Raw genomic sequence first — 22,675 nt, forward strand, 5'->3', positions numbered from 1 at the left:
CAAAGCATTTTGTTGGTCTAGTATGGGGGTGGCACGCATGAGCGTGCTGCCCCCATGCTCTTGTCTCGAGGAGGACTCATGTCGCACGCAAAGCGCAGGCCGAAGAAAGGCAGGAGATACGGACGCGACAGGGGGCACAAGCCCCAGCCCACAGCGACAGGCACCCTGCATATCCATGAAGGGGGAAGGGCCCGCGTCGTCTGCCAGGAAGGGACATTCCGTGTCGCCCATGGAGGCCTCCATGAGGCGATGAACGGCGACAAGGTGGCCGTCTCGCTCGTGCCGGCAAAGGGTGGCGAGCGCCAGGCCATTGTGAGGAGCGTGCTCGAGCGCGGGACGAAGACGCTCCTTGCGCGCTATGAGGAGGCGGGGCCGCTCCGTGCCCTCGTGCCGCTCGACATCCGCGTGAGCCATGACTTCTTCATGGTCCCTGAGGACCGCTCGGACCGAAAGCTCGGCGTGCATGACGGGGACATCGTGCGTGTGCGCATCCTCGAATATCCGTCTCGTGGCGTCTCCGGCACGGCGACAATCGAACGCAGGATAGGCTCTCCCGCAGGCCTCGATATGGGCATGGAGTCGGTCCTTGCCTCCTTTGACCTGCCGGACGAGTTCCCCGCTCCGGTGCTCAAGGAAGCGGAGGGCCTCGTGCCGGGCGTTGCAGAGGCGCTTGCACAGGACAGATACCGCAAGGATCTGAGGGATATCCCGCTTGTCACGATCGATCCTGCCGATGCAAAGGACTTCGATGATGCGGTCTTCGGCAGAAGGACAGGGCAGGGCTTCGAGCTCCTCGTCGCAATCGCCGACGTCACGCACTATGTGCGTCCGGACTCTTCCCTCGACAACGAGGCGCAGCAGCGCACCTGCTCGGTCTATCTGGCGGACCGCGTGATCCCGATGCTTCCTGAGGCCATCTCGAACGGCGTCTGCTCGCTTGTGCCCCACGAGGACCGGCTTGCGATGGCTGTGAAGATGGAGCTCACGAGCAAGGGCGAGGTCGTCTCGGCCACGCCCATGAAGGCTGCCATCAGAAGCTGTGCACGCTTCTCCTACGACGAGGTCGAGTGCTTCTTGGAGACGGGAGAGGAGCTTTCCTGCGAGGCCATCTCGCGCGAGGCGGTGAAGGAGAGCCTGACCGCGCTCGACGAGGTGGCGCGTCTCCGCATCAAGATTCGCGAGAAGAGGGGCGCGCTCGATTTCCCGTCGCGCGAGGCGAAGGTGGCACTCGACAAGGACGGCACGCCGACCGGTGTCCTGATCCGCGAGAAGACGCGGGCGACCTCGCTTGTCGAGGAAGCGATGCTTCTTGCAAATGAGTCGGTCGCCAAGATTCTCTCCGACCGCGAGGCACCCTGCGCCTACCGTGTGCATGAGGCACCCTCCGAGGAGAATCTCGAGGCGCTTGTCCCCATATTCAAGGAGCTCGACCTCTTCGGGAGCTCAGACGAGACGCTTGCCTTCGAGACCGGCAATCCCCATGCGATGCAGGCTGTGCTGGCACGCTCGGAAAAGACGCCTTCTGCCTACCTCGTCTCGACGATGCTCCTCCGTGCGCAGAAGCGAGCCATCTATCTCGACCACAACGAGGGGCACTTCGCGCTCGGGACGGCGGCCTACTGCCACTTCACCTCGCCGATCCGCCGCTATCCGGATGACACCGTACACAGGGCGCTCAAGGCCTATCTCGAGGGGAAGCTCCCGAAGCTCGCCGAAGGGGCGCATGCGCTGCCCCAGCTCTGCCGCGACTGCTCCGACAAGGAGCGCGTAGCCGATGCTGCGGCGCATGCCTCGCAGGACGTGAAGATGGCAGAGCTCTTCGAGGGCCATGTCGGCGAAGCGTTCTCGGGCATCGTCGACGGCGTCGAGCGCTTCGGCATCTTCGTCGTGCTCGACGACACGATGGCAGAAGGGCTTGTGCCGATACGGTCTCTCGGCGACGAGTATTTCGACTACGACGAGACGCGCATGACGCTCACGGGCGAGCAGTCAGGAAAGAGATACCGTCTGGGCCAGCGGGTTGCGGTCACCGTGCATGATGTGGACACGATGCGGGGACGCATCGGCTTTGCGCTTGTGGCGAACCAGGCACCTGCATCAAGAAGGGCCGAGACGGGTAGGAACGCATAGATAGAGAACAGACGGCAGAAGCAGGGCTTCTGCACGCATGACAGGAACGATATGGGAACTAGCAATCTTCAGGATGAGCTCGTCGCGGCAGAATCGCTCATGGTCGACGGGCAGGATGAGGCAGCAAAGAAGCGTCTGGCGGCACTTGCCGAGGACGCCGAGGAATACGTCGATGCGAACTGCCAGACGACAGAGGATATGCAGTGGTTCGCCTTTCCGACGCTCTTCGAGCGCCTGGCCTACCGCCGTGTCGAGAAGGATCCGCGCACGCTCGAGGATGTGGGAGAGCCGCTCTCGAGGCTCTATTCCGACCTTGCGCTTGCCTGCGTGAGGATGGGGGATGCCCAGGAAGCCATCGAGGCGCTGAAGCAGTGCATACGCTGGAATCCCATGGACTGCGGAGCAAGGCTCGACCTCGCCGAGCTCTTCCGTGCCCAGGGCGACAGCCAGGAATATCTGGCACTCACGTATTCCGTCTTCGAGCGCGCAAGCGATGCCCGCCATCTCGCGCGTGCGTTTGCAAACTTCTCCGAGTACTTCGGAGCGATCGGCAAGCCCCGGACGCAGGCAGCGTCCCTGCGCGCTGCGCGCCGCCTCGATATGGGAGACGACGGGAAGCTCACGCAGATGCTCGCCGACGCTAAGGGTACGGACCACGATCCGGATGAGGTAGACGATTCGGAATGCAGCGAGCTTCTGGGCAAGGAAGGGCTGCCTGACGGCGCAAATGCCGACATCGCGGTCTGCCTTCTCTTCTGTGCCTCCGATGCAGCCGACTTCGGCAACAGGAACCTTGCGACGGAGCTCACGATCCGTGCCCGCGACCTTGTCGGCACCGATGCCTGCAAGGCCCTCCTCGAGCTCATCCATGCGGATGACGAGAAGGATGAGAAGGACGAGGGGGAGGCGTGATGGGCAAGCAGGGAAAGCCGAACATCAAGATCATCTCGAGGAACCGCTCTGCCTCCCACAACTACTTCATCGACGAGACGTTCGAGGCAGGCATCGAGCTTGCGGGCTCCGAGGTGAAGAGCCTGCGCGACAGGCCGGCCCAGCTCACGGACACGTTCGTGCTGATCCGTGGCGGCGAGGTATGGCTCAATGGCATGCATATCCACCCGTACGTGAACGGTGGCGTCTGGAACAGGGATCCCGACCGGAGAAGGAAGCTCCTTCTCCACAAGAGGCAGATCTTCTACCTCGACCAGAAGCTCCGCCAGAAGGGCACAGCCATCGTGCCGCTCCAGATGTATTTCGACGAGCACAACCGCGTAAAGCTCACAATCGCGCTTGCCCGGGGCAAGAAGCTCTACGACAAGCGTGCAGACATGGCAAAACGGGATACCGAGCGCGAGATCCAGCGCGCGCTCAAGGCGAGGAGCCGCTAGCCTCCAAGCGGCTTCGGAGAGGGGATTTCAATGGATACACGTGCGCTCTTCAAGTTCACCTCTGGCCTCTATGTGGTCTCGGCGTCCGACGGCACCCGCGAGAGCGGCTGCGTCGTGAACACGGGGCTCCAGCTCACCTCTGAGCCGCTCCAGGTCATGGTGGCCGTGAACAAGCAGAACTATACGGAAGGCATCATCGAGGCGGCAGGACACTTTGCGCTCGTGCCGCTCACACGCGAGGCGGACATGCCGTTCATCGGACGCTTCGGCTTCAGGACCGGCGCGAACTTCGCGAAGTATGCAGGAGACGATACGTTCCGCACGATGTTCGGCGATCCGTATGTGAAGCAGAATGCGGCTGCCGTCATTGCCTGCAAAGTCGTCCAGACCATGGATGTGGGCACGCATATGGTGTTTGTCGGCAAGGTCGAGGACGCCGAAGTGCTGAGTGACGCTCCTCTTCTCGACTACGGCTGGTACCACTCGGAGCTCAAGGGAAAGACGCCTGCCCGCGCCTCTTCCTTTGTCCCCGAAATAGGCTAAAGTTACATGCCATGGAGGGGAAGGGCCCCTTCATGAAGCAGAAACCTTTTAGGAGAGGAAGCACCATGGCCGACGAAGAGAAGAAGACCTACAAGTTCGTGTGCACCGTCTGCGGCTACGAGGTCGAGGTCGACACCCCCGAGCTCCCCGATGACTATGTATGCCCCGTCTGCGGCGTGGGCCCCGACATGTTCGAGCGCGTCGAGGACTAGCACCAGACAGAAACGCTGTCTCTTGCGACAGATGTGCAGGCGCAATGGCGGCCACGTGCTGCTGTTGCGCCTTTTTTCAGCCCCCGTGCATGAGCGCATAGAATGAAAGGCCGGTACTGGCTTCGACAAGAGCGGATTTCATCTTATGCAGCGTGCACGGCAGACATCAGAATCCATCGAGCTTGCCGCCCTTCTGGCGCTTTCGGGCGGCCTTATGGATGCCTACTCCTATCTGGGACGTGGGAAGGTCTTCGCGAACGCGCAGACGGGCAACATGCTGCTGCTCGGCGTGAACATCGCAGACGGCGACTGGCACCAGGCCGCCCACTACGCATTGCCGGTCCTGGCCTTCGCCTTCGGCATCGCCCTCGCACACACCGTGAAGCATGTGAGCCATGAGCACCACCTGCATTGGCGGCAGACGTCGCTTCTCGTCGAGGCGGCCCTTCTTGCGGCTGTCTCCTTTGTGCCCCAGGATTTCGACCTTCTGGCAAACAGCCTGACGTCTCTTGCCTGCGGCATGCAGGTCCAGGCCTTCCGCAAGCTCCATGGACGGGGATTCGCGACGACGATGTGCATCGGCAATCTCAGGAGCGGCACCCATAACCTTATGGATTTCATCCACACACGAGAGAGTGAGCACCTGGAGTCGGCCCTTCTCTACTACGGCACGATCCTCACCTTCATCATCGGTGCCATCATCGGCTCGCGCCTGCTTTCCGCCTTCGGCCTCCATGCTATCGCCGCGAGCTCCATCCTTCTGACGGCTGCCTTCTGCCTCATGTTCTGGGACCGAGAGCACAGGATGGAAGAGGAGGAAGCTTCCCTGAAGGCATAGCGCCTCTGTCAGAAATGCTCCCAGGTGGGTATACTTATGAGGCCGCGCAGGCGGGGCACTTTGAAAACAGCAGAGCGATCTGCTTATCGAACCGGGGGTGACTGGTTTCGACAGGGCAGACCTGAGATGGGCAGCAGGCCGTGGTCTCCTCGCCACGTTAAACAGGGGTACCGTCAAATTGAATTGACGACAACTCTTATCAGGGCTCTTACGCCCTCGCTGCTTAACTTTTAGCTAGCAGCCGTCAATCCGCAGCATGCTCCCGACTGCGGTGCGGCGTCATTTGAGGGAGCTGCACTTCCGGACGTAGCGGGTATGCCGGAAGCCAAGACTGAACCGGCTGGGATGCCGAGCGCAGGCCGGCGCGTGCAAGGCATCCGAGATTCAAGCACTGGCTGAGCCTGGAGACACCTGTCAGGGGTTTGTTTTGGACCGGAGTTCGATTCTCCGCACCTCCACCAAAAGCGATGCGGGCTGCGTGCATGTGCACGTGGCCCGCTTTTTTCATGCCGCAGCCGGGCTGCTGCTAGACTGGGGGCCGTCTGCGCTGAGAGCGAAACTGGTCTTTTGGAAGTGGTCTTTCCCATGCAGGATGTGCCGGCAACAGAGGAAGAGTGGACAGAGCTCGAGGAGCTCGTCTCGTCCACATCGTTTACGCATCCCCACCATATGCCTTTGAGGTGGCATGACACGATCCACGAGCCGGATGCGATCGCACGCGATGCCTGTCTCGAGGACCGCTGCGCCATCATTGCCCGTGTCGGGCTCCTGACGCTTTCGGGCGGCACGGGAGGCTGGCGCGTGCGCGAGGCCATGAACCGTGTGGCCCAGACGCTCGGCGTCGTCTGCTCGGCCGACGTGAGCCTGCTCACGATCGAGTGCACCTGCGTCGATGGGACGGAGCGCGAAACCTTCATCGTCTCGCTGCCGTCTTGCGGCGTGAACACGAAGCGCATCTGGCGCATGGAGACGTTCATGAAGGATCTCGAGGCCTGCGGGGCAGACCTCACGGTCAAGGAGTGCCATCGCCTCATGGACCAGATCGAGCATGAGACGAAAGGCGGCTATACGCCGCTGCAGTCGGCACTTGCATCGGCGCTTGCCTGCTCCGCCTTCGTGTTCCTGCTTGGGGGAGGCGCGCCGGAGATGCTGTGCGCCTTCGTCGGGGCAGGCGTTGGCCAGTATGTGCGCCGCATCATGGGGGCGCGGCGCATCACGCATTTTGCCTGCGTCGCGGTTGCCGTGTCCTGTGCCTGCGTCAGCTATCTTCTGGCGCTTATGGCCCTAGGAATCTTCGATTCTGCGGCGCTTTCGCACGAAGCGGGCTACATCGGTGCCATGCTCTTTGTCATCCCCGGCTTTCCGCTGATCACAAGCGGGCTCGATATCGCGAAGATGGATTTCAAGAGCGGCATCGAGCGCCTGTGCTATGCGCTTACGGTCATCCTTGTCGCGACGCTCTTCGGCTGGCTTGTTGCAAGCATTGTCCATCTTGCGCCGGATGATTTCGCGCCCCTGGGAATAGCGCCGGCGCCTCTGGCGCTCATGAGGGCAGCCATGAGCTTCTGCGGCGTCTTCGGCTTCTCGATCATGTTTTCGAGTCCGGTGCCCATGGCAGCCACGGCAGGGGCGATCGGCGCTGTTGCCAATACGCTCAGGCTCGAGCTCGTCGATCTCGCTGCCGTGCCGCCCGAGGCAGCGGCCTTCCTGGGAGCCCTTGCGGCAGGCCTCATCGCCTCGGCCGTGAGGAAAAAGCTCACGTTCCCGAGGATCTCGCTTACCGTGCCTTCCATCGTGATCATGGTCCCTGGTCTCTACATGTATCGCGCAATCTTCTATCTTGCGTCCTACAACATCGCCGACTCGCTCACGTGGATGGTGAGGGCAGCCCTGATTGTCGTGTTCCTGCCGATAGGCCTGGCTGCTGCCCGCATCCTCACGGACAGGCATTGGCGCTATCTCAGCTAGGGCTCAAGTGCCCAATGATGGGTATAACCATCTCAATGGATAACGGAGGAGGATATATGGCAGGCGTGGCACTGGTGCTCGAAGGCGGCGGATTCCGCGACATGTTCACGGCGGGCGTGACGGATGTCCTGATGGAGCATGGCATCTATGGGTTCAGCGCTGTCTGGGGCGTCTCTGCTGGCGCCATGAATGCAGCGACCTACAAGAGCCGCCAGATCGGCCGTGCGATGCGCATCATGCTTGCCTACCGAGACGATCCTCGCTGCATGTCCTGGTGGTCGTATGTGAAGACCGGCAATATCGCGGCCGAGGACTTCCTCTACGACAAGGTGCAGAACGAGCTCGATCCCTTCGACAACGAGACGTTCAAGGACAACCCGATGCGCATGTACTGCGTCGCCTCTGACGCAATCTTCGGCACGCCTGCCTATCTCGAGGTGAAGGAGCTCCCAGAGGATATCGAAGCCATCCGTGCCTCCTCGTCGCTTCCGCTCTTCTCGCATACCGTGAAGGTCAGAGGCCACGAGATGCTCGACGGCGGCACGACGGACTCGATCCCCTTCGCAGCAGCTCTGGGGGAGAAGGAGCTTCCCTACATCGAGGACTTCAAGCCGGCGGAAAAGGTCCTTGTCGTCCTCACGCGCGACCGCGGCTATGTGAAGGGCCTTGGCAACGAAGGCCTTGTCTTGCGCTCCCACCGCTACGATGACTACCCCTACTTCATAAAGGCGCTCGAGGATCGCCGCTACATGTACAACGGTGAGCGCGAAGACCTGTGGCGCCGCGAGAAGGAGGGTTCTTGCCTCGTGATCGCACCGCCTGAGCCTGTCGATGTCGGCGTCAACGAGTCGGATGGCGGAAAGCTCCTCGACCTCTATATCGAGGGCAGACAGGAGGCCATCAGACATCTGGATGAGATCTGCGCATTCGTGCCTGAGAGCACCTGGCAGCCTGCGCATCCCGGCCGCTTCTAGCAGTGTCGGATCTATGTGGACGAGCTGTGGGAACAAAAGAATCTTTGCAGGTCATGTGGAGCCGTTGTATACTTTGAAGGCTTTCCACTGAGCCCCGTAATCTCATAGGATAAGCATTTCGTTACAGGTACATGGAGGAGTCAAGTGAAGAAGTCGACTCATTACGCCAAGGCCGGCGAAGTCGAGCGCAAGTGGGTGCTCATCGACGCCGACGGTGCGACCCTTGGTCGTCTTGCTACGACGGCAGCCAATGTGCTCCGTGGCAAGAACAAGCCGCAGTACACCCCGAATGTAGACACGGGAGACTTCGTTGTCGTGATCAATGCCGCTAAGGTCCAGCTTACCGGCAACAAGGCAGACAAGAAGTCCTACTGGCGCTACTCCGGCTGGCTGGGCGGCCTCAAGACCGAAAGCTTCAAGGAGGCTATGGAGAAGCACCCCGAGCGTGTCATTGAGCACGCGGTTCAGGGCATGCTCCCGAAGTCGACCCTTGGTCACCAGCAGGCCATGAAGCTCAAGGTCTACGCTGGTCCTGAGCATCCGCACACCGCTCAGAACCCTGTGAAGATCGATTGGAGGGCCTAACCGATGGCTGACAACACCGCTGTTTACACCGGCACCGGTCGCCGCAAGGAGGCAACCGCCCGCGTCCGCCTTGTTCCGGGTACCGGCAAGGTCACCGTCAATGGCCGTGACGCACTCAACTACTTCGGCCGCCAGCAGCTCGTCGACAACGCACTGGCACCGTTCCGCGTGACGGACACCGAGGGCCACTTCGACGTTATCGCTCTCTGCGATGGCGGCGGCATCAATGGCCAGTCCGGCGCACTGCGCCTGGGCATCGCCCGCGCACTTCTCACGGCTGGCGAGTACCGCGCTGACCTCAAGAAGGCTGGCTACCTCACGCGCGATGCACGTGCTGTCGAGCGCAAGAAGTACGGCCTGAAGAAGGCACGCAAGCGCCCGCAGTTCTCGAAGCGCTAAAGCTTTCTGGCTTGCTCCATTCAAGAGTCCGTCTCCACCTGGAGGCGGGCTCTTTTCGTATGCTTCGGAATAGCATGAGAATGGGGAGACATGAAGATTGCGGCATTCGAGGCCAGACCGGACGAGGCCGAGGCATTCCAGCGTGTGGAGAAGCTTCCCTTTGTGGATGCGCTCACGCTCGAGTGCGGCCTTCTGCCAGACCATCTGGACGTGCTCGATGGGGCCGATGCAGCGCTGGTCTTGGGACAAGTGCCGCTACGGCGAGGAGCTCCTCTCCAAGATTGCAGGCCGTGGCGTGCATGTGCTTGTCACCCGCACCATCGGCATGGACCATATCGACCTCGATGCTGCTGCACGTCTCGGCATTGCGGTCGGCAATGCGCACTATGCGCCTGATTCTGTCGCTGACTTCACGCTCATGCCCATGCTCGTGGCCCTCAGGCACCACAAGGCTGCGGTCTGCCAGCAGAACGTGAACGACTATTCGCTCAGAGGGCTCGAAGGCAGGACGCTCTCCTCTCTTGCCGTGGGCGTCGTCGGTACCGGCGCCATCGGCGCTGCCGTCGTGCAGAGGCTCTCCGGCTTTGGCTGCGAGATTCGGGCCACAGGCCATCATGTGAACCCTGAAGTCGCGAAGCGCGCTGCCTATGTATCGCAGGATGAGCTCTTCCGTGCGTCCGACGCGATCTCCTTCCATGTGCCGGCAACGCCTGCAAACCACCAGCTGGTGTCCCGTGAATCGCTTGCCGAGATGGAGGATGGGGTGATGCTCGTGAATATAGCCCACCCCGATTCATGGATGTCTCTGCCCTTGCAGGAGGCATCGGATCGGGCAAGATCGGCGCCCATGCGATGGATGTCTTCGAGGGGGAGCAGGGAATCTGCCACTTCAACCGTTCGGGGGACGAACCGTGACATGGCATGCCTCAGGCAGTTCCCGAATACCGTGCTCGTGCAGCACATGGCGTTCTGCATGGCGGAGACGGTCGAAGAGATGGCCGAGACCGCCGTCGCGAAGGCGCATGAGCTCTTCGCGGGCAGAAACGCCTGAAGCGATTGATAGCGTGCCGAAGGGCTAGAATTGGTATGTCTTGCATGAAAGCTTCATACCATATGGGAACGCAGCAGCTGCTCTGCTAGAATTGGTCTGTCTGCAAGTTAGACTTCATACCAAATGAGCATGCACTGTCAGCAAGGAGGCTCTCCATGTGCGGCATCGTCGGCTACGTCGGCACCAAGCAGGCAAGACCATTTCTCCTCAAGGGACTCGCGTCCCTCGAGTACCGTGGATACGATTCGGCAGGCGTCGAGGTGCTCTCTCCTGATGGAGAGCTCCACGGCGTCAAGTGCGCAGGACGCGTCGCGACGCTCGCCCAGCGCACAGAGTGCGCAAATCTCGTCGGCACGTCGGGCATTGCCCATACAAGGTGGGCAACGCACGGGGCGCCGTCCGACCGCAATGCCCATCCGCATGTGGACTGCACTGGCCGTACCGCTATCGTCCATAACGGCATCATCGAGAACTTCCGTGAGCTCAGGGCGCAGCTCATCGCTTCGGGCCATGAGTTCAAGAGCGATACCGACTCCGAGGTCATAGCGCACCTCGTCGAGGAGTCCCTGGCAGGACCTGCGGGGCATGACCTCCTCGAGGCCGCCCGCATCGCAGTCTCGCGCCTTGAAGGCTCCTGGGCGGTTGCTGTCATCTCGGCAGAGGCGCCGGGAGAGATTGTCTGCGCACGCCGCCGCTCTCCTCTTGTCATCGCCGAGACGCCTGACGGCTGCTATGCGGCCTCTGACATCACAGCGCTTGCCGGCAAGGCGAAGGAGGTCATCCAGCTCGAGGATGGGCAGCTTGCACGCCTGCACGAGGATGGCACCTGCGATGTGATCGATGCGGAGGGCACGCCGGTGCCAGAACCGACGAAGCTTGCGGTCGACTGGGATGCCTCTGCAGCCACGCTTGGCGGATACCCGGACTTCATGGCAAAGGAGATCGCAGAGCAGCCTGAGGCAATCCGCCGCCTTCTCAAGGACCGTCTCGGCAAGCATGGCATCGAGCTCGACGAGCTGACGCTCACGAGCGAGGAGCTCTCCCAGATCGACAAGGTCTACGTCGTCGCCTGCGGCACGTCCTACCATGTCGGCCTCATCACCCGCGACTTCATCGAGAACTGGGCAAAGATTCCGGTCGTCGTCGAGCAGGCCTCTGAGCTCAACTACAAGGACACGGTCCTCGTGACCGACCATACTCTCTGTGTCATCATCACCCAGTCGGGTGAGACGGCAGATACCCTGACGGCAGCGCGCCGGCTCAGGGGCCTTGGCTGCAAGATCTTTGCAATCACGAACGTGCTGGGCTCGACCGCTGCGCGCGAGTCTGACGGCACGCTCTATATCCAGGCGGGCCCTGAGGTCTGCGTCGCCTCGACGAAGGCCTATACGGCACAGATGGTGGGTGCGGCCTTCCTGGCACTTCGCCTTGCACAGGCACGGGGCGCCCTTTCTGCCGAAGAGGTCGAGAAGAAGTTCCATGACCTCGAGTGCGTGCCCAGCCTCATGGAGACCGTGCTCAAGCGCAGCTGGCAGGACAAGGAGGCCGCCCGCGTCTTCAGACGCGCCCACTCGGCCCTCTTCCTGGGCCGTGGCGTGAACTCCACGACCGCCGCAGAAGGAGCCCTGAAGCTCAAGGAGATCAGCTACCTCCACGCCGAGGCCTATGCGGCAGGAGAGATGAAGCATGGCCCGATCGCCCTTCTCGAGCCCGGCTTCCCGGTCGTCGCGATCGTGCCTGCCGACCATGTCCACGACAAGACCATATCCAATATCCAGGAATGCATCGCCCGCGGTGCTACTGTAATAGGGGTCGCGACAGACGGCGACGAGGACGTCGTGCCGCTGTGCTCGAACGTGCTCTGGGTGCCTCCGGTGCCCGAGGAGTTCCTCGTGCCGCTCGTTGCTGTCGTGCACCTGCAGATGCTTGCCCGCTATGTCGCGCTCGATCGCGGCTGCGATGTGGACAAGCCGCGCAACCTGGCAAAATCGGTGACAGTGGAGTAGGCATATGGCACTGGCGGGGATCGGCGTCGATATCGTAGAGATTCCGAGGATGGCACGGGCGCTCGAGCGCACGCCGTCCATGAGGACAAGGCTCTTCACGAAGGAAGAGCGCGACTACTGCGACTCGTCGGCCCGCCCTGCCGAGCACTATGCTGCACGCTTCGCTGCACGCGAGGCTGTGCTCAAGGCCCTGGGAACTGGTTTTTCCCAGGGCATAGGATATGCGGACGTCTCGGTCGCACGCGATGCAGCGGGGCGTCCGAAGTGCATCCTTGCTGGACGTGCCAGGGAGATTGCAGAGAAGCAGGGCATTCAGGAGGTCGCGCTCTCGCTCTCGTTCACGCGCGAGCTTGCGGTTGCGAATGCCGTGGCTGTGACCGAGGCCGTGCGTCCCAAGAAGGAGGAGACGCCCGATCCGCAGCGCGATCTTGCGGAATCCTTCAGGAAGGCCAGAAGCGTCCTCGATGAGCTCGACGCTGTGGAGGCCCAAGGCGCTGCCAATTCTGGCGAGGAGACGAAGGTTCAGGACAGATAGGCCTATATGCACTAAAATCTTTGACCAGCGAGGCGCCCGCCTTGCCTGGGCTAAGGAGGATCATCGTGCAACCAGTCCTGAACGTGGAGGACGTGAAGGCCGTCGAGAATGGGCTTTCGGAACAGGGCGTGAGCATATCGGAGCTCATGCGCCGTGCGGGAGGAGCCGCTGCCGAAGAGGTCATGCGTCTCGAAGACGTCCGTGCGGTCGCGATCCTTGTCGGCTTCGGCAACAATGGCGGGGACGGCTGGGTGGCATCGCAGGTGCTCCAGAGCCATGGCTACAGCGTGACGGTCGTCTCTCCTGTCGAGCCCGAAGAGATCAAGAGCGATCTTGCCCGCCTCGTCGCCAAGAGCGCAGAAGATGCCGGCGTCGAGATCGTCGTCGGGCCTCCGCGCGAGGACCTCATGGAGATCCTCTCCTCGTCCGACCTTGTCCTTGATGCCATGCTCGGCACGGGCTTCCACGGGGAGCCGAAGCCGCCTTTCGATATCTGGATCGACACCGTGAACGCCGCCGGCGTGCCAGTCGTCTCGATCGATGTGCCATCTGGCCTCTCTGCACAGACCGGGCATGCACCCGGCGCCTGCATCGTGGCAGACGAGACCGTGACGATGCTGTGCCTCAAGCCGGGCCTCATCTCCGATGAGGGAAGGGATGTCACAGGCGGCATCATCGTGGCGCCACTCGCAGAGCAGACAGAGCGCACGGTTCTCGACAATGACCCCACGGCCTGGCGTGTCGAGCCCGCCGACTACGCAGATGTCGTTGCCCCCCATACGAACAATGTGGACAAATACAGCAGGGGATCCGTACTTGTGGTTGCAGGATCTTCCCGCTATCCCGGTGCTGCCGTCATGGCAGCAAAGGCAGCAGCCCGTGCCGGTGCTGGCTACGTGACGCTTGCCGTGCCGGTGACGATCGCACCCTTGATCCAGATGCAGCTCCCCGAGGTGCCGGTCGTCGGCGTCGCAGCAGAGCAGGATGGCACATTCTCCGCAGCAGCACGCCCGGTGATCCTGAAGCTCGCAGAGCGCAGCTCTGCCACGCTCGTGGGCCCTGGCATGCGTGTCACGGGCGGCACGGTTGCGGTCGTCTCCGCCCTCATCAATTCCAAGGCGCCGCTTGTCGTCGACGCCGACGGCCTCAACTGCCTCGCACGCCTCACGAATGGGCATCTCGATGAGTTCCCGGAGGTCACGAGGCGAGACGCCCCGCTTGTGCTCACGCCGCACCGCCGCGAGCTCGGACGCCTTGTCGGCCTTGCCGATACGCCGCCTGACTCGCTGACTGCTGCCCTCGAGGCGGCACGCCGCATCGTCTGGGCAGATGGCGGATCTGAACTCTGCGTCGTCGCAAAGGGCACAGCGACAGCCTGTGTCGGCGTCGAGGCAGCGCTTCTGCCTGAGCCGGGCACAGCAAGCCTTGCAACGGCAGGTTCGGGCGATGTGCTTGGCGGCATCATCTGCGCGCTTCTTGCCCGCATGCCGGATGACATCGAGGATCTGCCCCTTATCGCAGCGTTTGGCTGCGAGGTCCACGCCGTTGCCGGCAGCCGTGCCGCAAAGCGCTATGGCAGCCGCGGCGTGATGGCAGGAGATATTGCAGACGAAGTCGGCCTGGCTGTCGACGAGCTCGAGGACCATGTCTCCTCGCTTGTCGCTGGTGCCGCCGAGGACCAGGAGCCTTCGCTATGACAGAGATTGCGTGTCCCGATGACCGGTGGGCCTGGGTCGAGATCGACCTTTCGGCCCTCAAGAAGAATGTCCGTGCCTTCCGCGCCCAGATAGACCCGCGCGTGCGCATGATGTGCGTCGTGAAGGCCGATGCCTATGGCCACGGCGCCGTGAGGTGCGCGAAGGAGATGACAAAGGCAGGAGCCCAGCAGTTCGCCGTCGCAACCGTGAAGGAAGGCGTCGAGCTCAGGCGCGCCGGCATCGAGGAGCCTATCCTCATGCTTGCGCAGCCCCCGGTGACGGCCGTGGACACGCTTGTCGGCTACGATATCATGCCCTCTGTCTATACCTCCGATTTCGCGCTTGCCTTTGGCGAGGCAGCAGCTGCTGCTGGCAAGGTAGGCAAGTACCACCTCGCGATCGATTCCGGCATGAACCGCATCGGCGTGCGTCCGGAGGATGCCGTCGAGTTCCGCCGCTCGATCGACTTCCATCGCGGCCTTGAGTGCGCAGGCACGTTCACGCACTTCGCCACGGCCGATGTGCCGGATGACTGGGACTTCGTGCTCCAGGCGCGCAGGTTCTCCGATACCGTGCATGCACTCAAGGCAGCAGGCTTCTCCTGCGGCCTTGTGCACTGCGACAATACGCCCGGCACGATCCTCCACAAGGAACTGCAGATGGACATGTGCCGTGTCGGCGTCGGCCTCTACGGCATGCAGCCGGCAGAGTCGACGGCACCCTATATCTCGCTCGAGCCTGTCATGTCCGTGAAGGCTCGCATCACGCGCGTTACGATGCCTGAGGTCGGCGAGGGTGTCGGCTACGGCATGACCTACCGCATCCCGTACAAGGGCACGCAGATCGCGACTGTGAACATCGGCTACGCCGATGGCCTCTCGCGCCTGCTCTCGAACAACATGGACGTGCTCGTGCATGGGAAGAGGTGTGCGCAGGTTGGCAAGATCTGCATGGACCAGTTCATGTTCGCAGCAGACGCGCCGGGTGCCCATACGCTCGGCAATGCTGTGCCGCTCTCTGAAGGCGACGTCGTGACCGTGCTTGGCCGCGACGGCCAGGAAGAGATCACAGCAGACGAGATGGCAGACAGGCGCCACACGATCAACTACGAGGTCACCTGCGACTTCGGCCTGCGTCTGGAAAAGCTGTATGTCTGAGGCACGGCCCCAGGCACGGCGCACCCGTGCGAAGAAGCCGCGCCCCAGCCTTTTGGATGGGGAGAGCAGGATGGCAATCATGCAGATTCCGGGGCATGAGCATCAGAAGCCCCGCGAGGTGCGGCTCGAGGAGATCGAGGCCGTGCTCGGAGACTGCGAGCGGTGTCCCTTGGGCCAGACGAGGACGAACATCGTCTTCGGTGTCGGCAATCCCAATGCCCGCGTCATGTTCATAGGCGAGGCCCCTGGCAGGAATGAAGACCTCCAGGGAGAGCCGTTCGTCGGCGCTGCCGGACACAACCTCGACGATCTGCTCTCTCTGGCAGGGCTCAGGCGCGAGGACGTCTATATCGCCAATGTCCTCAAATGCAGGCCGCCTTCGAACCGCAATCCGAAGCCGGAAGAGATCGTTGCCTGCTCGCCGTTCCTGCGCGAGCAGATCCGTTCGATCTGGCCTGATGTGATCGTCTGCCTCGGCAATTTCGCAGCGCATTTCGTGCTCAGGACCGAGGAGGGCATATCGAGCCTCCGCGGCCGCATGCATCAGACCGGGCACTTCAACGTGCTGCCGGTCTTCCATCCGGCAGCGGCGCTCTACCACCGCGAGTGGCAGCAGTATCTCGACGAGGATTTCGCCTATCTCGGACAGTGGCTGCGCGAGCATCCGGCAAGCCCCGAGAAGCAGGAAATAGGAAGGGGCTAGCGATGCTGCCTCAGACGATAGATGAGAAGACCTATAAGAGCGCCTCTGCCGAGGAGACCCAGGGGCTGGGCGAGGTGCTCGGACATCTGCTCCGGGCGGGAGACGTGCTCGTGCTCACGGGAGACCTCGGCGCTGGCAAGACCCAGCTCACGAAGGGCGTAGCCCGGGGCATGGGGATTGAGGACGACGTCACGAGCCCGACCTTCACGATCGAGATGGTCTACGAGGGAAAAGAGCTTCCGCTCTACCACTTTGACCTCTACCGCCTCGATGATGCAGGCGAGCTCGAGGATACGGGCCTCTTCGATGTGCTCGGCGGCGACGGCCCCTGCCTCATCGAATGGGGCGAGCAGTTCGAGAGCGAACTCGGCGACGAGAGGCTCGATGTGACGATAGAGCGCCTCGACGATGAGGTGGCAGAAGGCGTGGAGCCCCCAAGGCGCATCACATTCGCGCCGCATGGCACGCGTGCAGACGAGCTCGTGAGCGAGCTTCAAGATGCCTGTGCCCGCACAGAATAGAACGAGACAGAAGAGAGCTTCTTCATGAGGTACGAGAAGACAGAAGGGCGCCTTGTGCTGGCGCTCGATACATCGACGGACATGCTCGCCGCAGCAGCGGCTGCCTGGAAGGAGGAGCCTGGGAAGACGCCTCAGGCCCAGCTTCTTGCCACAGGTGACCATATGTGCCGCCGCCAGGCCAATGTCGAGCTGGTGCAGACCCTGCTCGATGTCCTGGCCGAGGCGGGCGCTGCGATGGAAGATGTCGACGCCGTGATCGTTGGACGCGGTCCTGGCTCCTTCACGGGCGTCCGCATCGGCATCGCCACGGCTAAGGGCATCGCTTCGGGGCTTGGGTGCGCCCTCTGGGGTGCCTCGACGCTCGATGCGACAGCCTGGGCTGCCTGGCACGCAGGAGTCCGTGGCATGCTCGGCGTCGTGAACGATGCGATGCGCCATGAGGTCTACCCTGGCATCTATGAGCTTACCGAGGCAGGCGTGAAGCGCACGTTCGTGCGCGAGACCGTCCTCAAGGCCGATGCGGCAGCAGATGCCTGGGCAGGGCTTGCCGGCAAGGACGAGCTTCAGCTCACAGGAAACGGCCTCATCAAGTACAAGGGCCTCTTCGAGAAGGCAGGATTTGCCCGCTTCGTCGACGAGGCACTCTGGTTCCCGACGGGGGAGGGCCTCATGTCGGCAGCAGCGGCGGAAGGTGCCGCCCGCGGCGATGGCGATCCTGCCCTCGTGCTTCCGCTCTATACAAGGCTTTCCGATGCAGAGGAGAACGAGCGCAAGCGGCTCGGCCTCAAGAAGCCGGCATCCGTGGATATCACGGGCGTCGACGATATGCTCGGCTCCATCCATACGCAGCTGCGTCCGATGACGGTAAACGACTGCGGCGCTGTGGCGGCACTCGAGGCAGAGATCTTTGGAGGATCTTCCCACACGCCCTGGAGCGAGCATGCCTTCTTCGAGGAGATCTCGCAGCCTGGCAGGAGCTGGTGGGTGGCCCATGACCAGGAGAAGATCATCGGCTATGCCGGAGGCGTGCTTGCCGGTGCCGACTTCGAGATCGAGGATGTGGCGGTAGCGAAGGATCGTCGCCATGAAGGCATCGCGTCGCGTCTGGTGTCGCGTGTCGTCTACGACGGCGAGATGCTCGGCGCCGAGACCGCATCGCTCGAGGTCGACGAGGCAAATGAGGCTGCACGTGCCTGCTATGCGAAGCTTGGCTTCAAGGAGGCAGGCAGGCGTCCTGGCTACTATGGGCCTGATACGGCAGCACTGATCCTGAAGGTGGCGCTCCCGCTTGCAGCAGACCCCGAAGGCATGGGGAAGGCACCCGTGCCGGCTGCATCGATCCGCCCGTGGCCGATCCAGGTCGCGCCGAGGACGGAAGATGTGGCAGCAGCCATCAAGGCCGCATCCCCTCTGATCCTTTCGATCGAGTCCTCCTGCGATGAGACCGCCATGGCCGTCATCGACCACGAGGGACAGATCATCTCGAACGTCGTGGCAACATCTGTCGACTTCCACTCCCGCTTCGGCGGCGTCGTGCCGGAGATCGCAAGCAGGAAGCACGTCGAGGCCTTGGTCGGCGTTTACGAGGAGGCGCTTGCCCGCGCCGGTGCGCACTACGGCGCAGATACGCTTGCTCCGTCAGATCTGGCTGCGGTCGGCGTGACGTCGGGACCAGGCCTGGTCGGAGCCCTTGTCGTCGGCGTCGCCTTCGCGAAGGGCCTCTGCGCTGCCTGCGGCCTGCCGATCATTCCCGTGAACCACCTCGAGGGGCATCTCTTTGCAAACCTCTTCGAGACGCCCGACTTGGAGCCTCCGTTCGTGGCCTCCCTTGTCTCCGGCGGCAACACGATGCTTGTGCACGTGAAGGCTTGGGGAGACTATGAGGTGCTCGGCCAGACGATCGACGACGCCGTGGGCGAGGCCTTCGACAAGGTTGCCAAGGCCCTGGGCCTGGGATATCCGGGCGGCCCTGTCATCAGCCGCCTTGCGGCAGGGGGCAACCCCCGTGCCATTCACTTCCCACGTGCGATGATGCACTCGGGCGACTATGCCTTCAGCCTCTCCGGCCTCAAGACCTCCGTCATCACCTACATCGAGGGCGAGAACAAGGCAGGCCGCGCCATCAACCTGCCCGATCTTGCTGCCTCCTTCGAGGCTGCCGTCATCGATGTGCAGGTCGCAAAGGCAAAGCAGGCTGTGGAGGAGACCGGCGTCTCCGACTTCTGCGTCGGCGGCGGCGTCGCTGCGAACCCGCAGCTGCGCGAGGCCTACAAAAAGACGTTCGGGCGCATGGGCGTGCGCGTCACGGTGCCGCCCCTTCGTGCCTGCGGCGACAATGGCGCGATGATCGCGCTTGTGGCGCTGCGCTCCTATAAGGCAGGCGCCTTCGGCGACCTTTCGCTCGATGCGCACCCCAACTCGAAGCTCGGCGACTGGTCAAGCCCGGAGCACCCGGTCGTCTGGCAGGGCGAGCAGGCGTGGCTCAAGGCCAAGAAGTAGCGCAGAAGCAGCGCACATATATCAGGAATGTGATGGTTTTTATGGAGGGGACTTCCGGCGGAAAGCGGGAGGTCCCCTCTTTGCGCAGGAAGACAGCCCCTTTTCTGTGCAGGCAGTTACAGCGTTGTTTCCCTCATCAAAGTTTTTTGGGCGCATCCTGAAAAGGGCTGTATCCTTTGAGCCTGGTACCCGTAGCTTTCTCGCATTCAGTTGCAAGGGGGAGGGGAATGGGTCCCCTCCGGTTGCGTGTACAGAAGGGATATATCTACCACAGGAGGATCTGCCATGTTCGAAAGCCATGCATTCACGCGCCGCAATTTCCTCAAGGCCTCTGGCCTTACCGCCATCTCTCTCGGTGGCGCAACGTTTCTGACTGCCTGCGGCCCGTCGACCGCCACGACGAGCTCTTCAAGCTCCGATTCCAGCTCGTCCAAGGCAAGCTTCGGCGACAACGGCACGATGCGTGTCGGCATGGAAGTCGCCTATCCTCCGTTCAACTGGCAGGTCTCCGAGGCCACGGACAACACGATTCCCGTCGAGGGACAGTCCGGTGCCTATGCTGACGGCTATGACATCTACTTCGCGAAGCTCATCGCAGACAAGCTCGATCTCGAGCCTGTCGCAGTCAAGATGGAGTTCTCCGGCCTCGTCGAGGCCCTGAAGAACGGCCAGATCGACCTCATCTGCGCCGGCATGACGGCAACGGATGAGCGCCGCCAGTCCATCGACTTCTCCGATGCCTACTGGACCGGCCACTACGGCCTGCTCGTGAAGGAGGGCTCGAAGTACCAGAACGCGACGAGCCTCTCCGACTTCGCCGGTGCCGCCGTCCTCGGCCAGCGCGATACGCTGCTGGATGATGTCATCGACGAGATCGACGGCGTGAATCACCTGACGCCGGTCGACTCCGTCCCTGCCCAGATCTCGAGCCTGAACTCCGGCGCCTGCGACGCCATCACGTTCGACGTCGAGAACGAGAAGGGCATCCTCGCTTCGAACCCGGGCCTTGTCGCTGTCCAGATCAACGGCTCCAAGATTCTCTTCCAGGAGGATGCACCGATCAACGCCGGCATCGCCAAGGGCAACGACGACACGCTTGCCACGATCAATGACCTCATCGACGGCGTCTCCCAGGACGAGCGCCAGAAGGTCTGGGACGACGTGCAGGCACGCCTTCCGGAGTAGGAAGACCACAAGATACCAACAAGGCAGGCATCCTCTGCACATTCTCTGCAGGGGATGCCTTTGCGGCAAAGGAGCGTACTCTCAATGGCCAAAAAACGCGGATTCGCGCGGTTCGTGCAGGAAGACCACCGCTATGTCTTCCTCGGCACTTCCGCCATCGCCTGCGTGGGCCTGGCGCTGGCAAACCAGCCCCATTCCCCATCGAGCTTCCTGCTCAGGTCCTACGCGGTCGAATCCATCCTCTACTACGTGCTTCTGGCATGGCTTGCCGTGTCGGCTGTGGCACTTGTGAACAAGCTTGCGAAGTGGAAGGGGACGGCCTACGCCGAGACCTCGCCCTTCACGAAGCCTGAAGCCAAGAAGGCAGAGCGCATCTGCTCCTACATCGTCTGGGCGATTGTGGGCATCTTCTTCGTCGACCGTGGCATCATCGGCCTCTCCGATCTGCTGAGCAGCTCGATCTCATCGGACTCGAATCCGACGGACTTCCTCGCGTCGATGTTCTACATGCTCTACCAGATGAGGGATACGTTCATCCAGGGCATCCTCGGCACGATCGAGATTGCCGTCATCGGCACCGTCGTCGCCTTCTTCCTGTCCCTTGGCCTCGTGTTCCTCCGGCTCATGGAGATCGACCGTTCCGACAACGATTTCGTCCGCTTCTGGAAGGTCGTGGGCGTCGGCTTCGCAAAGGTCTATTCGGCCGTCATGCGCGGCACGCCGATGATGATCCAGGGCCTCATCATCTACTATGCAGGAACAGGACTCCTGACGGGACAGGGCATGACGCCGACGCAGATCCTCGCAGTCTGGTCGCCCTTCAATGCCGGCCTCGTGACGGTGTCTCTGAACTCCACGGCCTACATGATGGAGGTCTTGAGGAGCGGCATCATGGCGGTCGATCCGGGCCAGACCGAGGCAGCACGCTCGCTCGGCATGTCCCAGTGGCAGGCCATGCGCAAGGTCGTCTTCCCGCAGGGCATCAAGAATGCGATTCCTGCCCTCTCGAACGAGCTTGTCATCAACATCAAGGACTCCTCGGTGCTCATGGCAATCGGTGTTCTCGAGCTCACGTTTGCTGTCCGCACGATTGCAGGCGTCTACTTCAAGCAGATGGAGCCCTACATCGCTGCTGCCGTCGTCTACCTGATCCTGACGATGATCGCGACGAAGCTCCTGAACAAGTTCGGCGAGCACTTCGATGCCAAGGGCGAGCGTGTCGTGCTCGGCACGTCCGATGTGCCTGTTGCCAAGGCCCAGGGAGGCGATGAGAAGTGAGCGAAGAGAAGACGCAGCCTGTCGTGCGCGTCGAGGGGCTCCGCAAGAGCTTCGGCGAGCATGAGGTGCTCAAGGGCATCGACTTCGATGTCATGCCCGGCGAGGTCGTCACGATCATCGGCGCTTCGGGCTCCGGCAAGTCGACGCTCCTGCGCTGCATCAACCTGCTCGAGACGCCGGATGAGGGCCATGTGTGGTTCCGCGGCGAGGACCTGACGGCAGAGCATGTGAACGTGAACCGCCTGCGCGAGAAGATCGGCATGGTGTTCCAGGGCTTCAACCTGTTCGCGAACCTCAATGTGCTCGACAACTGCACGCTCGCGCCTGTGACGCTCAAGAAGGCCACGAAGGCAGATGCCGAGAAGGAGGCCATGAAGAACCTCGAGGCTGTCGGTCTTGCCGACTTCGCGAAGGCTCCTGTGGTGTCTCTTTCCGGCGGCCAGAAGCAGCGTGTCGCAATTGCGCGCGCCCTCTGCATGAAGCCGGACCTTATGCTCTTCGACGAGCCGACCTCGGCTCTCGACCCTGAGATCGTCGGCGAGGTCCTGAACGTCATGCGCGACCTTGCCAAGGGAGGAATGACGATGGTCGTCGTGACGCACGAGATGGACTTCGCGCGCAACGTCTCCGACAAGGTCGTCTTCATGGACCAGGGCGTCATCGCCGAGCAGGGCAAGCCTGAGGACATGTTCACGCATCCGAAGATGCCACGAACGCGCGAGTTCCTCGCACGCTATCTCTCCGAGTAGCGGCACAGACCTATATGCAGCATCGAGAAGGCAGCCTCCGGGCTGCCTTCTTCTTGTGCGTGGTGTTGCTCTTATTGAAGCGAATCGCACTTCACTTCAATAAGAGAGAAATAACGGAAGCGAATCTGGCAGGATGCCGCATAGCTGCCGTGCAGACGATTGCATGAGGCTGTCTTGTGCCGTACGGGGAGGCTCCGCTGCATGCCGATGGCTTTCGGGCAGCTGCAGCAGGCCTCTGACGGAAGATATCGAGGCTG

Annotated in this window: 21 protein-coding genes and 1 other RNA gene; all 22 read left to right on the forward strand. The window is 62.2% G+C overall.

Annotated features, from left to right (window positions below):
- Window positions 1–78 precede the first annotated feature (78 nt).
- The 22 genes from rnr (at window position 79) to VXJ24_RS08630 (ending at window position 22,418) form a co-directional block, all read left to right on the forward strand.
- Window positions 79–2,130: a ribonuclease R gene (gene rnr, locus VXJ24_RS08525; RefSeq protein WP_330972508.1), complete on the forward strand. Its 2,052-nt coding sequence runs from the start codon at window positions 79–81 to the stop codon at window positions 2,128–2,130.
- Window positions 2,131–2,181: 51 nt separating this feature from the next.
- On the forward strand, window positions 2,182–3,042 hold the full coding sequence (locus tag VXJ24_RS08530) for a tetratricopeptide repeat protein (RefSeq protein ID WP_330972509.1): 861 nt from the start codon (window positions 2,182–2,184) through the stop codon (window positions 3,040–3,042).
- Window positions 3,042–3,518: an SsrA-binding protein SmpB gene (smpB, locus tag VXJ24_RS08535; protein WP_330972510.1), complete on the forward strand. Its 477-nt coding sequence runs from the start codon at window positions 3,042–3,044 to the stop codon at window positions 3,516–3,518. Before VXJ24_RS08530 ends, smpB begins: the two co-directional genes overlap by 1 nt.
- Window positions 3,519–3,548: 30 nt before the next feature.
- On the forward strand, window positions 3,549–4,061 hold the full coding sequence (locus VXJ24_RS08540; protein ID WP_330972511.1) for a flavin reductase family protein: 513 nt from the start codon (window positions 3,549–3,551) through the stop codon (window positions 4,059–4,061).
- A 65-nt stretch (window positions 4,062–4,126) separates the two neighbouring features.
- Window positions 4,127–4,273 (forward strand): rubredoxin-like domain-containing protein, encoded by a 147-nt coding sequence (locus tag VXJ24_RS08545; protein WP_330972512.1) that lies wholly within the window; start codon window positions 4,127–4,129, stop codon window positions 4,271–4,273.
- Between the two features lie 145 nt (window positions 4,274–4,418).
- Complete coding sequence (locus tag VXJ24_RS08550; protein ID WP_330972513.1) at window positions 4,419–5,111, forward strand: YoaK family protein; 693 nt, start codon at window positions 4,419–4,421, stop codon at window positions 5,109–5,111.
- Between the two features lie 93 nt (window positions 5,112–5,204).
- Window positions 5,205–5,572, forward strand: a transfer-messenger RNA (tmRNA) gene (gene ssrA, locus VXJ24_RS08555).
- 124 nt (window positions 5,573–5,696) lie between these two features.
- Window positions 5,697–7,079 (forward strand): threonine/serine exporter family protein, encoded by a 1,383-nt coding sequence (locus tag VXJ24_RS08560; RefSeq protein ID WP_330972514.1) that lies wholly within the window; start codon window positions 5,697–5,699, stop codon window positions 7,077–7,079.
- Between the two features lie 56 nt (window positions 7,080–7,135).
- Window positions 7,136–8,053: a patatin-like phospholipase family protein gene (locus VXJ24_RS08565; RefSeq protein ID WP_330972515.1), complete on the forward strand. Its 918-nt coding sequence runs from the start codon at window positions 7,136–7,138 to the stop codon at window positions 8,051–8,053.
- Window positions 8,054–8,197: 144 nt separating this feature from the next.
- Window positions 8,198–8,638 (forward strand): 50S ribosomal protein L13, encoded by a 441-nt coding sequence (rplM, locus tag VXJ24_RS08570; protein ID WP_330972516.1) that lies wholly within the window; start codon window positions 8,198–8,200, stop codon window positions 8,636–8,638.
- Window positions 8,639–8,641: 3 nt separating this feature from the next.
- Window positions 8,642–9,037: a 30S ribosomal protein S9 gene (rpsI, locus tag VXJ24_RS08575; RefSeq protein ID WP_330972517.1), complete on the forward strand. Its 396-nt coding sequence runs from the start codon at window positions 8,642–8,644 to the stop codon at window positions 9,035–9,037.
- Between the two features lie 166 nt (window positions 9,038–9,203).
- The gene (locus VXJ24_RS08580) at window positions 9,204–10,088 is read left to right on the forward strand and encodes an NAD(P)-dependent oxidoreductase (RefSeq protein WP_330972518.1); all 885 of its coding nucleotides are present in this window, start codon (window positions 9,204–9,206) and stop codon (window positions 10,086–10,088) included.
- A gap of 155 nt (window positions 10,089–10,243) precedes the next feature.
- Window positions 10,244–12,094 (forward strand): glutamine--fructose-6-phosphate transaminase (isomerizing), encoded by a 1,851-nt coding sequence (glmS, locus tag VXJ24_RS08585; protein WP_330972519.1) that lies wholly within the window; start codon window positions 10,244–10,246, stop codon window positions 12,092–12,094.
- 4 nt (window positions 12,095–12,098) lie between these two features.
- On the forward strand, window positions 12,099–12,629 hold the full coding sequence (gene acpS, locus VXJ24_RS08590; protein ID WP_330972520.1) for a holo-ACP synthase: 531 nt from the start codon (window positions 12,099–12,101) through the stop codon (window positions 12,627–12,629).
- A 65-nt stretch (window positions 12,630–12,694) separates the two neighbouring features.
- A complete protein-coding gene (locus VXJ24_RS08595) occupies window positions 12,695–14,326 on the forward strand; it encodes an NAD(P)H-hydrate dehydratase (protein ID WP_330972521.1) in 1,632 nt (543 codons plus the stop codon).
- Complete coding sequence (gene alr / locus VXJ24_RS08600) at window positions 14,323–15,483, forward strand: alanine racemase (protein ID WP_330972522.1); 1,161 nt, start codon at window positions 14,323–14,325, stop codon at window positions 15,481–15,483. Before VXJ24_RS08595 ends, alr begins: the two co-directional genes overlap by 4 nt.
- A 70-nt stretch (window positions 15,484–15,553) precedes the next feature.
- Complete coding sequence (locus VXJ24_RS08605; RefSeq protein WP_330972523.1) at window positions 15,554–16,186, forward strand: uracil-DNA glycosylase; 633 nt, start codon at window positions 15,554–15,556, stop codon at window positions 16,184–16,186.
- Window positions 16,187–16,188: 2 nt separating this feature from the next.
- Complete coding sequence (gene tsaE, locus VXJ24_RS08610; protein ID WP_330972524.1) at window positions 16,189–16,707, forward strand: tRNA (adenosine(37)-N6)-threonylcarbamoyltransferase complex ATPase subunit type 1 TsaE; 519 nt, start codon at window positions 16,189–16,191, stop codon at window positions 16,705–16,707.
- A gap of 24 nt (window positions 16,708–16,731) precedes the next feature.
- Window positions 16,732–19,206, forward strand: a complete 2,475-nt coding sequence (gene tsaD / locus VXJ24_RS08615; protein WP_330972525.1) for a tRNA (adenosine(37)-N6)-threonylcarbamoyltransferase complex transferase subunit TsaD — start codon at window positions 16,732–16,734, stop codon at window positions 19,204–19,206.
- Between the two features lie 285 nt (window positions 19,207–19,491).
- On the forward strand, window positions 19,492–20,391 hold the full coding sequence (locus VXJ24_RS08620; RefSeq protein WP_330972526.1) for a transporter substrate-binding domain-containing protein: 900 nt from the start codon (window positions 19,492–19,494) through the stop codon (window positions 20,389–20,391).
- A gap of 84 nt (window positions 20,392–20,475) precedes the next feature.
- A complete protein-coding gene (locus VXJ24_RS08625) occupies window positions 20,476–21,669 on the forward strand; it encodes an amino acid ABC transporter permease (RefSeq protein ID WP_330972527.1) in 1,194 nt (397 codons plus the stop codon).
- On the forward strand, window positions 21,666–22,418 hold the full coding sequence (locus tag VXJ24_RS08630) for an amino acid ABC transporter ATP-binding protein (protein ID WP_330972528.1): 753 nt from the start codon (window positions 21,666–21,668) through the stop codon (window positions 22,416–22,418). Before VXJ24_RS08625 ends, VXJ24_RS08630 begins: the two co-directional genes overlap by 4 nt.
- Window positions 22,419–22,675: the final 257 nt, after the last annotated feature.

The organism is Olsenella kribbiana (genome assembly GCF_036408795.1).
Taxonomy (GTDB): domain Bacteria; phylum Actinomycetota; class Coriobacteriia; order Coriobacteriales; family Atopobiaceae; genus Olsenella_L; species Olsenella_L kribbiana.

Bases quoted from the DNA above. Each gene is read 5' to 3' on its own strand.
- VXJ24_RS08560 (WP_330972514.1), top strand. From the start codon at position 5,697: ATGCAGGATGTGCCGGCAACAGAGGAAGAGTGGACAGAGCTCGAGGAG.
- tsaD (WP_330972525.1), top strand. From the start codon at position 16,732: ATGAGGTACGAGAAGACAGAAGGGCGCCTTGTGCTGGCGCTCGATACA.
- VXJ24_RS08550 (WP_330972513.1), top strand. From the start codon at position 4,419: ATGCAGCGTGCACGGCAGACATCAGAATCCATCGAGCTTGCCGCCCTT.
- rpsI (WP_330972517.1), top strand. From the start codon at position 8,642: ATGGCTGACAACACCGCTGTTTACACCGGCACCGGTCGCCGCAAGGAG.
- tsaE (WP_330972524.1), top strand. From the start codon at position 16,189: ATGCTGCCTCAGACGATAGATGAGAAGACCTATAAGAGCGCCTCTGCC.
- VXJ24_RS08530 (WP_330972509.1), top strand. From the start codon at position 2,182: ATGGGAACTAGCAATCTTCAGGATGAGCTCGTCGCGGCAGAATCGCTC.
- VXJ24_RS08620 (WP_330972526.1), top strand. From the start codon at position 19,492: ATGTTCGAAAGCCATGCATTCACGCGCCGCAATTTCCTCAAGGCCTCT.
- acpS (WP_330972520.1), top strand. From the start codon at position 12,099: ATGGCACTGGCGGGGATCGGCGTCGATATCGTAGAGATTCCGAGGATG.
- VXJ24_RS08625 (WP_330972527.1), top strand. From the start codon at position 20,476: ATGGCCAAAAAACGCGGATTCGCGCGGTTCGTGCAGGAAGACCACCGC.
- rnr (WP_330972508.1), top strand. From the start codon at position 79: ATGTCGCACGCAAAGCGCAGGCCGAAGAAAGGCAGGAGATACGGACGC.
- smpB (WP_330972510.1), top strand. From the start codon at position 3,042: ATGGGCAAGCAGGGAAAGCCGAACATCAAGATCATCTCGAGGAACCGC.
- VXJ24_RS08545 (WP_330972512.1), top strand. From the start codon at position 4,127: ATGGCCGACGAAGAGAAGAAGACCTACAAGTTCGTGTGCACCGTCTGC.
- alr (WP_330972522.1), top strand. From the start codon at position 14,323: ATGACAGAGATTGCGTGTCCCGATGACCGGTGGGCCTGGGTCGAGATC.
- VXJ24_RS08605 (WP_330972523.1), top strand. From the start codon at position 15,554: ATGGCAATCATGCAGATTCCGGGGCATGAGCATCAGAAGCCCCGCGAG.
- VXJ24_RS08540 (WP_330972511.1), top strand. From the start codon at position 3,549: ATGGATACACGTGCGCTCTTCAAGTTCACCTCTGGCCTCTATGTGGTC.
- glmS (WP_330972519.1), top strand. From the start codon at position 10,244: ATGTGCGGCATCGTCGGCTACGTCGGCACCAAGCAGGCAAGACCATTT.
- VXJ24_RS08565 (WP_330972515.1), top strand. From the start codon at position 7,136: ATGGCAGGCGTGGCACTGGTGCTCGAAGGCGGCGGATTCCGCGACATG.
- VXJ24_RS08580 (WP_330972518.1), top strand. From the start codon at position 9,204: ATGCGCTCACGCTCGAGTGCGGCCTTCTGCCAGACCATCTGGACGTGC.